Genomic DNA, 8,474 nt, shown 5'->3' with positions numbered 1-8,474 from the left:
GTCGCCGATACTTTAAAGCGCTTTTTAGCGCTCGACTTGGTCTTCATCTTGGGCATTTCCGTCTCCTTGACTTGAGTTCGGTAGATGCGCGACTCGGCATGCCACGTGGGCCGGACGCGCGGAACGAAGCTGGCGTATAGGAGGGACTGGCGGCTATGGCAAGCCCAAAAGGCAATGCCGGATGCTTACCAGAACTTATAGCGCGCGATCACATGCACAACGGCGTCAGGGATATCATCCAGCGCATAGCCACCGGGGTGTGACCGGATAGCATAAACAATTAAACCTCCCGCAATCAAGATCGTAAGGACAGAGGCACGCGGTGCCCGGGAATCCGAAAACGCCGATATAATCGAAGGGATCGACAAAGCCGCAAGAGCCAGTCCCAGAACAAGTGCCAGATCAGAGTCCATTTAAAGAATACCTTTGCCGAGTCATGATTTTAATCAACGCGCAAAGTTTACTCCGGATCAGTGTTAAAGATCAAACGCTCGTCGCAGGGGGCGACACGCAAGATATTCGTGCTGCCTTCGACGTTGAACGGCACGCCCGCAATCACGACGATCAGATCCTCTGGGCCAGCATAGCCTTCCTCACGCGCCGCACGGGCGGCACTGACCACCGCCATCTTGAAGCGGTCCAGTCGGTCGGTGATGATGCAGTTCGTGCCCCAGCTTAGCGCCAGACGCCGGGCGGTTTTGACCAGCGGGGTCATGGCGATGATCGGCACGCGGGGACGTTCGCGGGCGATCAGCAAGCCGGTGGTTCCGCTTTGGGTAAAGCAACAGATTGCCTTGATGTTGGTCGTCTCAGCGATCTCGCGGGCCGCGGCGACAATGCCATCGGCCACTGTCATCCGGTCAGCCGTGCGCGAAGATTCGATGATCTGGGTATAGGTCGGATCCATCTCGACCTCGGTCGCGACGTTATCCATCGTTTTAACCGCATCTATCGGATAGGCCCCTGCTGCCGATTCAGCCGACAGCATTACCGCATCCGCACCCTCGTAAATCGCGGTCGCCACGTCCGAGACTTCGGCGCGGGTGGGCATCGGGCTTTCGATCATCGATTCCAGCATCTGGGTGGCGACGATCACCGGCTTGGCTGCGGCACGGCATTTGCGCACTAGTCGCTTCTGGATCGGCGGCACGTTTTGCACCGGCAGTTCCACACCCAGATCCCCACGCGCCACCATGATGCCGTCACTAACGGACAGAATGTCATCAAACCGCGCCACGGCTGACGGCTTTTCGATCTTTGACAGCAACGCAGCACGGCCTTTGGCAAGGTCACGCGCCTCAAGCACATCCTCGGGGCGCTGCACAAAGCTGAGGGCAAGCCAGTCAACGCCAAGTTCGCACACGAATTCAAGATCCGCGCGGTCTTTGTCGGACAAGGCCGCCAGTGGCAGCACCACGTCAGGCACATTCACGCCTTTGCGGTTCGAAATCACGCCGCCGATGACGACCTCGCAATTTGCAAAATCAGGCCCGCAATCCTTGACCTTGAGGCGAATTTTACCATCGTTGACCAGCAGGCTGGCCCCCGGTTCAAGAGCGGCGAAAATCTCGGGGTGGGGCAGGCACACGCGGCTGGCGTCGCCTTCGGCCTCGTCCAGATCCAGACGGAACGCCGCCCCCTCGACCAGTTGTTCGCTATCGCCGGAAAACACGCCGACCCGCAGCTTTGGCCCCTGAAGGTCGGCAAGGATGCCAATGGTCGACCCCGTTTCTTCTTCGATCTGCCGGATGATCCTATGCTTGATGCGGATTTCATCATGGCTGCCGTGGCTCATGTTCAGGCGAAACACATCCGCCCCAGCAAGGTGCAACGCAGAGATCATTTCGTGCGTGTCAGACGCAGGCCCGAGGGTGGCAACTATTTTTACGTTCCGCGTGCGTTTCATGCTGTGTTTTCCTTCGTCCGGGCCGGTCAGTTAAATTCAAATGCTGTTTATCATGGCTAAGGGTCAGAGTAGAGTGCAAAAATGTTAGCGATAACTGGTCCTTTGCATTTTACCCCCTCTGGCCTAGATATGCGCTGCGAAAGGTTGCAAATTAATGACATACTCCCCCTTTTCAATCGAGGGTGCCAGCCGCCCAGGACGTTGGCTGGTGACCTGCGATCATGCGGCAAATACGGTGCCCCCGACCGTGGCTGATGGCGACCTGGGGCTGGGGCCGCAGGACATGGCCCGCCACATCGCCTTTGACATCGGGGCCGCCGGGGTGTCTGCGGCACTGGCCGAACGGCTGAATGCGCCTGCAATTTTCAGCAACTTTTCGCGGCTGGTCATTGACCCCAACCGGGGCGAAGACGACCCGACCTTGCTGATGAAGCTATACGACGGCACCATCATCCCTGCCAACCGCCACGCGGATGTGGCAGAGCGCGAGCACCGCCTGACCACCTGCTACCGCCCCTATCATGATGCCTTGACCAAACTGGCCGCGCGCCCTGCAACCGTGATCGTGTCGATCCACAGCTTTACGCCACAACTGCGCGGGCGCGGCCTGCGGCCTTGGGAAATTGGCGTACTTTATGCCCATGACACGCGGCTGGCCCGCCCCTTGCTGGACCTTTTGCGGTCCGAGCGTGACCTGACCGTCGGCGACAATGAACCCTATTCCGGCCATCTGCCCGGCGACGCAGTAGATCGCCACGCCTTGCGACATGGCCGCCCCAATGTTTTGATAGAACTGCGCAATGATCTGATCGCCGATGCCGCTGGCCAACAGGTTTGGGCTGATCGTTTGGCCCCGATCCTTGAAACCGCGCTGGCCCAGACCCAACTTTGATCTCAAACAGGAGAGACACCATGCCCACACAAACCGAGATCGAACTCCAAGCTGCCGCCTTTCGCCGCCTGCAACAACATCTGATGCAGGACCGCACCGATGTGCAGAACATCGACATGATGAACCTGACTGGGTTTTGCCGAAACTGCCTGTCGCGCTGGTACCAAGAGGCCGCAAATGAGCGCGGCATCGAGATGGGCAAACAAGAAGCCCGCGAGCTGTTTTACGGCATGACGATGGATGAGTGGAAAGCCAACTACCAGACGGACGCAAAGCCCGAAAAGCAAGAAGCCTTTAAGGTCGCGTTCGAGGAAAATGTCGGGAAGCGATAGAGCTTTTCACTTTGTAAAAGCTGAGCAAGCTTTGGGAATAGAATACAAACGCGGACGGCAATGATGCCGGCCGCGTGATTTGAACCATCGGCGGTCAGGTTACATCGATACGGTAGCCCGAGCGCGGGAAATGTACGCAAACGGTGCCAAGCTCATCGGTGGTGCGTTCGATCACAATCGTCTCAGCATTGGCGAAACGCACTTTTCCCGCGACCGGTTGCTCTCCGCCATTCACATCAGGCATGACCGTCACGGGCATCCCAACCTCCAGGCCTTGCGGTTCGTTTGCAGCCACTCCGGCTTGCGCAAGAGGCTCTGTCTCGCGCGCGCGCGCGATGGCGTCTTCCGGGAACATCGCGCTTGGGGTGCCATGGCCGACTGCCTGCACATTCCCTTCCCAACGCACCAGATGCGTGAATTCCGAAAGGAATGACGGCCCGTCCGCCCAGCGCCCCCGCAAGAACCAAACAACGTGGTAGAACTGTGCATCAATCGCAGCAGGTTCAGCCCCCAGCAAAAAGGCACGGCCGTCGGATAGCTGATCATTCAACCACGACAACGGTGCGCGCATTTGTGCAACAAGATGAGGAAGGTCCGCATTCGCTTTCTTCAACCCCTTGGCCCAGTCTTCACCCAGATAAAGCCGCCCGCGATCCGCAGCGAAATCCTTGTCCAGCTGGTCCCCAACCGACCCCAAAACATGCCTGACCGTCTGATCAAACAAGGCACCGTCAGTCCATCTGCTTAGGCACCACATCAAACCCTGATCATCTGTCGGCATCAAGGTCGGTGACGGAAACCGCCGTTCGAGTTCGCGTATGATGCACTGGCTGTCGCAATAGATATCCGCCCCGATTTGCATGACCGGCGTGCGGCGGTACCCCCCGGTAAGGGTCGTCAGCATCGGTTTGGGCGGCAGGCGCGGTATCTCGACGTTACGCCAAGCAAGACCTTTGATACCAAAGGCGATCCTCACCTTTTCGGCAACAGGTGATTGCGGATAGGCGTGAAAGATAATCTCGGAAACTGGGTCAGACACGTGGTCATCCTTATTGTGCTACGGCCCTAGTCATAGCACCGCCCCCGTCACAGAGAAAGCGACGGTAGCGCCTGCTATGCGCATCACGCTGCGCCCTGGAATAGCACGCGTCAGGAATGGTCAACGCCACGCCCGATCTGGGATCGGGGAGTGGCGACCTAGACCGCCGCCTTGCGCATCTCGTCTAGGTAAATCTCGCGCAGGCGTGGTGCGATGCGGCCCGGTTTGCCATCGCCCAGCGCAACGCCATCAATCTCGACCACGGGCATGACGAACGCGCTGGCAGAGGTCGTAAAGGCCTCGTCCGCTTCCTTGGCCTCATCAATCGTAAAGTTGCGTTCTTCCACTTCCATCTGCGCCTCTTTGGCGAAACGCAAAACGGCGGCGCGGGTGATGCCATGCAAGATGTCGTTGCTTAAGGCGCGGGTGATGATCTTGTTGCCCTTGACGATATAGGCGTTGTTGCTGGTGCCTTCGGTCACGAACCCGTCTTCAACCATCCACGCATCATCACAACCGGCCTTCTTGGCCATCATCTTGCCCATCGACGGGTACAGCAGCTGAACCGTTTTGATGTCGCGACGACCCCAGCGGATGTCTTCGATGCTGATGATCTTGGCACCCTTTTTGGCGGCAGGGCTATCGGCCATACCGGGCTTGGACTGCGTGAACAGAACAATCGTCGGTTCGGTCGTTTCGGGATCAGGAAAGGCAAAATCGCGGTCCCCGTCAGACCCGCGCGTGACTTGCAAATAGATCAACCCCTCGTCAATCTCGTTCAGGCGCACCAGCTCGCGGTGGACCTCAAGCAGGTCGTCCTTTGAGATCGGGTTGCGCATGTCCAATTCGTTCAGCGAACGGCTTAGACGGATGGCGTGGCCTTCGAAATCAATCAATTTGCCACCCAGAACCGAGGTCACTTCGTACACCCCGTCTGCCATCAGAAACCCGCGATCAAAGATCGAAACCTTGGCTTCGTTTTCAGGCAGGTATTCGCCGTTCACATAAACTGTCCGCATCTTTTATCCCCAAAGCTTGGCCAACGGTGGATGCACCCCGGCCGCGTCAAATATCAAAGCATTGTCACGGTCTTCGGCCAGAAGAAGCGGGCCGTCAAGATCAACAACCTTTGCACCTTGCGCGACCAAGGTGGCCGGGGCCATGGCAAGCGACGATCCGACCATACAACCAACCATCACGTCATACCCCTCGGCCAGCGCCGCGTCGCGCAGGGCCAGTGCTTCGGTCAACCCGCCGGTTTTGTCCAACTTGATGTTCACCACGTCATATTTGCCCTTCAACTTAGGCAAGCTGCTGCGGTCATGACAGCTTTCATCCGCACAAACCGGCACAGGGCGGTCCATCCCGATCAGCGCGTCATCCTCGCCTGCGGGCAAAGGTTGCTCGACCAGCGACACGCCCAGCCGCACCAAATGTGGGGCAAGGTCGGCGTAAACTTCCGCCGACCAACCTTCGTTGGCGTCAATGATGATCTGCGCATCAGGGGCCCCTGCACGCACAGCTTCAAGCCGCGGCATGTCGTCGTGTGTGCCCAATTTGATCTTGAGCAGGGGACGATACGCATGCAACGCCGCCTGCGCCTGCATCTTTTCCGGTGTGTCCAAAGAAAGGGTATAGGCTGTAATCTCTGGCCCCGGCTTTGCCAAGCCAGCCAATTCCCACACCCGCTTGCCAGTCTGTTTGGCCGCAAGGTCCCACAACGCACAATCCACGGCATTGCGCGCCGCACCTGCTGGCAGCAGATCATACAGATCTGCGCGAGTGAACACGTCAGGCAGGCCTTCGATCTCGGATATCACACTCTCTAACGTCTCGTCATAGCGGGCATAGGGCACACATTCGCCCCAGCCCGTCACGCCGCCCTCGGAAATCTTTACCGTCAACACCTGCGCCTCGGTCCGCGACCCGCGCGAGATGGTGAACACCTGCGCCAGCCGAAACACATCACGACTTACTTCTATACGCATGCCCGCTCCTTCATTTTGCCAAATAAACTCTCCCCGAAGGGCCGGTCAGAGGGCTTCCAAAGCATCCGCCAGTTTAGCGGCACCCTGACGGAAGGGATCAACGGCGGGCAAGCCCAAGCGTTCTTCAACTTCGGCCAGATATGCGTCTGCCTCGGCTTGGGACATGTGCTGCGTGTTGATCGAAATACCAACGACCTTGCAGGCCGGATTCCCGACCTTGGCAAGCGTCAGCGCGGTATCGCGGACCTCTTCCAGGCTGGGCAAGGCCTGATGCGGCAAGCCGCGCATGGTCTTGCGTGTCGGTTCGTGGCACAAGATCAAGGCATCCGGCTGGCCACCATGAATCAGCGCAAGCGTCACGCCAGAATAAGACAGGTGATACAGGCTGCCCTGCCCTTCGATGACATCCCAATGGTCATCATCGTTGTCCGGCGTCAGATATTCAATCGAACCGGCCATGAAATCGGCAACAACCGCGTCCAGCGGCACGCCTTCGCCAGTGATCAAAATCCCGGTCTGACCCGTGGCACGAAAGCTGCTGTTCATGCCCTTTTCTTTCATCGCCGCATCCAGCGCGAGGGCTGTGTACATCTTGCCCACCGAACAATCCGTCCCGACGGCCAGCACCCGTTTGCCGCTGCGCTTAACGCCGCTAGCGATAGGGTATTCAACCGACGGCACCCGCACATCATGCAAGCTGCGCCCATGTTTTTCTGCGGCGGCGGCCAGATCGGGTTCGTTGCGCAACAGGTTGTGCAAGCCCGATGCCAGATCAAACCCCGCCTCGATCGCCTCGATCAACACGGCCTTCCATGCGGTGCTGATGATACCGCCCCGGTTTGCCACACCAATGACCAGCGTCTTGGCACCAGCGTTTTTCGCTTGCGCCAATGTCATGTCCGCAAGACCCAAGTCTGCCTTGCACCCGTCCATACGGAATTGAGCAACGGCGTTATCAGGCCGCCAGTCTTTGATTCCCTGCGCCACTTTGACAGCCAGTTGATCAGGCGCGTCGCCTAGAAAAAGAAGATAAGGTGTTTCGATCATTGTGACATACTCCGTCGGTTTGGCTTTGGTCCATTCTCGTGGCTTTACCTCGCAAAGGGGTTTCAATTTGCAGGCATATGCAAGAACTGATGCAAGAAATTTGCGTATATTTTCCGTTTAGCAGGATATTTGTGCATCCAAGATAAGCGGCTAATGCTGCAACTGCGAAATGATACTTGCGCGGCACGACGTAATTTAATAGCTGAACAATCAAGCAATTCGTAACTTTATTACTCAAGGAGCCTCCCTCATGAGCTTTCGCATCCAGCCTACCGCGCCCGCCCGTCCCAACCGTTGTCAGCTGTTTGGGCCCGGGTCGCGCCCCGCAATCTTTGAAAAGATGGCAAGCTCGAACGCCGATGTGATCAACCTTGACCTTGAGGACAGTGTCGCGCCTTCTGACAAAGACAGCGCGCGCCAAAATATCATCAAGGCGATCAGTGATTTGGACTGGGGCAACAAGCTTTTGTCCGTGCGTATCAACGGCCTCGACACCCCCTATTGGTACCGCGACGTGGTCGATCTGCTGGAACAGGCAGGCGAACGGCTGGACCAGATCATGATCCCCAAAGTCGGCTGTGCGGCTGATGTCTATGCCGTTGACGCGCTGGTCACGGCGATTGAAACGGCCAAGGGGCGCAGCAAGAAAATCTCGTTCGAGGTGATCATCGAATCTGCTGCCGGAGTTGCCCATGTGGAAGAAATCGCCGCATCCAGCCCACGTTTGCAGGCGATGAGCTTGGGTGCGGCTGACTTTGCGGCGTCTATGGGGATGCAGACCACCGGGATCGGCGGCACGCAGGAAAATTACTACATGCTGCATGACGGGGCCAAACATTGGTCTGATCCATGGCATTGGGCCCAAGCCGCAATCGTCGCGGCCTGCCGGACCCACGGCGTGCTGCCGGTTGATGGGCCGTTTGGCGACTTCTCGGATGACGAAGGGTTCCGGGCGCAGGCACGCCGGTCCGCGACTTTGGGCATGGTCGGAAAATGGGCCATTCATCCCAAACAAATCGCAATCGCAAACGAGGTGTTCACACCATCCGATGAAGCCGTCGCAGAGGCCCGCGAAATCTTGGCCGCGATGGAAGAGGCGAAAGCCAAAGGCGAAGGGGCCACGGTCTATAAGGGACGTCTGGTTGATATCGCCAGCATCAAACAGGCCGAAGTTGTTGTCCGCCAATCTGAAATGATCGCGGCACGCTAAGCTTATAGGCAAGGGGGGGGGGGGGGGGGGGGGGGGGGGGGGGGGGGGGGGGGGGGGGGG

General features: G+C 58.2%; 9 protein-coding genes. 3 read left to right on the top strand and 6 right to left on the bottom strand.

Annotation, left to right across the window (positions count from 1 at the left end):
• Window positions 1-185: 185 nt before the first annotated feature.
• Together ABYT07_RS17055 and pyk are read right to left on the bottom strand one after the other, a co-directional pair.
• Window positions 186-413, bottom strand: a complete 228-nt coding sequence (locus ABYT07_RS17055) for a hypothetical protein (RefSeq protein ID WP_372993238.1) — start codon at window positions 411-413, stop codon at window positions 186-188.
• A gap of 47 nt (window positions 414-460) precedes the next feature.
• Entirely contained in the window at window positions 461-1,906 is a 1,446-nt protein-coding gene (pyk, locus tag ABYT07_RS17050; protein ID WP_372993237.1) for a pyruvate kinase, read from the bottom strand.
• A gap of 154 nt (window positions 1,907-2,060) precedes the next feature.
• Between pyk and ABYT07_RS17045 the strand changes: the two genes are divergently transcribed.
• Both ABYT07_RS17045 and ABYT07_RS17040 read left to right on the top strand, forming a co-directional pair.
• Window positions 2,061-2,798, top strand: coding sequence for an N-formylglutamate amidohydrolase (locus ABYT07_RS17045; RefSeq protein WP_372993236.1), 738 nt, complete (start codon window positions 2,061-2,063; stop codon window positions 2,796-2,798).
• Between the two features lie 20 nt (window positions 2,799-2,818).
• Window positions 2,819-3,130: a DUF1244 domain-containing protein gene (locus ABYT07_RS17040; RefSeq protein WP_372993235.1), complete on the top strand. Its 312-nt coding sequence runs from the start codon at window positions 2,819-2,821 to the stop codon at window positions 3,128-3,130.
• A 94-nt stretch (window positions 3,131-3,224) separates the two neighbouring features.
• On the opposite strand, the gene ABYT07_RS17035 is transcribed toward ABYT07_RS17040, so the two are convergent.
• From ABYT07_RS17035 to dgcN, 4 genes are all read right to left on the bottom strand, one after another.
• Window positions 3,225-4,169: a glutathione S-transferase family protein gene (locus tag ABYT07_RS17035; RefSeq protein WP_372993234.1), complete on the bottom strand. Its 945-nt coding sequence runs from the start codon at window positions 4,167-4,169 to the stop codon at window positions 3,225-3,227.
• Between the two features lie 158 nt (window positions 4,170-4,327).
• Window positions 4,328-5,188, bottom strand: coding sequence for a D-amino-acid transaminase (locus ABYT07_RS17030; RefSeq protein WP_372993233.1), 861 nt, complete (start codon window positions 5,186-5,188; stop codon window positions 4,328-4,330).
• Between the two features lie 3 nt (window positions 5,189-5,191).
• On the bottom strand, window positions 5,192-6,157 hold the full coding sequence (gene dgcA, locus ABYT07_RS17025) for an N-acetyl-D-Glu racemase DgcA (protein WP_372993232.1): 966 nt from the start codon (window positions 6,155-6,157) through the stop codon (window positions 5,192-5,194).
• A 45-nt stretch (window positions 6,158-6,202) separates the two neighbouring features.
• Entirely contained in the window at window positions 6,203-7,204 is a 1,002-nt protein-coding gene (gene dgcN, locus ABYT07_RS17020) for an N-acetyltransferase DgcN (protein ID WP_372993231.1), read from the bottom strand.
• Between the two features lie 250 nt (window positions 7,205-7,454).
• On the opposite strand from dgcN, the gene ABYT07_RS17015 reads away from it, so the two are divergent.
• Window positions 7,455-8,414, top strand: coding sequence for an L-malyl-CoA/beta-methylmalyl-CoA lyase (locus ABYT07_RS17015; protein WP_372993230.1), 960 nt, complete (start codon window positions 7,455-7,457; stop codon window positions 8,412-8,414).
• The last annotated feature ends 60 nt before the right edge of the window (window positions 8,415-8,474 follow it).

It is taken from the genome of Sulfitobacter sp., from assembly GCF_041552635.1.
Taxonomy (GTDB): domain Bacteria; phylum Pseudomonadota; class Alphaproteobacteria; order Rhodobacterales; family Rhodobacteraceae; genus Sulfitobacter.
The sequence above is the reverse complement of the archived record's forward strand: the minus strand, read 5'-3'. Positions and strand labels throughout refer to the sequence as shown.

Excerpts from the sequence above, each read along its gene's own strand:
- ABYT07_RS17055 (WP_372993238.1), bottom strand. The coding sequence starts at position 413 with ATGGACTCTGATCTGGCACTTGTTCTGGGACTGGCTCTTGCGGCTTTG.
- dgcA (WP_372993232.1), bottom strand. The coding sequence starts at position 6,157 with ATGCGTATAGAAGTAAGTCGTGATGTGTTTCGGCTGGCGCAGGTGTTC.
- ABYT07_RS17045 (WP_372993236.1), top strand. The coding sequence starts at position 2,061 with ATGACATACTCCCCCTTTTCAATCGAGGGTGCCAGCCGCCCAGGACGT.
- ABYT07_RS17030 (WP_372993233.1), bottom strand. The coding sequence starts at position 5,188 with ATGCGGACAGTTTATGTGAACGGCGAATACCTGCCTGAAAACGAAGCC.
- ABYT07_RS17040 (WP_372993235.1), top strand. The coding sequence starts at position 2,819 with ATGCCCACACAAACCGAGATCGAACTCCAAGCTGCCGCCTTTCGCCGC.
- pyk (WP_372993237.1), bottom strand. The coding sequence starts at position 1,906 with ATGAAACGCACGCGGAACGTAAAAATAGTTGCCACCCTCGGGCCTGCG.
- dgcN (WP_372993231.1), bottom strand. The coding sequence starts at position 7,204 with ATGATCGAAACACCTTATCTTCTTTTTCTAGGCGACGCGCCTGATCAA.
- ABYT07_RS17015 (WP_372993230.1), top strand. The coding sequence starts at position 7,455 with ATGAGCTTTCGCATCCAGCCTACCGCGCCCGCCCGTCCCAACCGTTGT.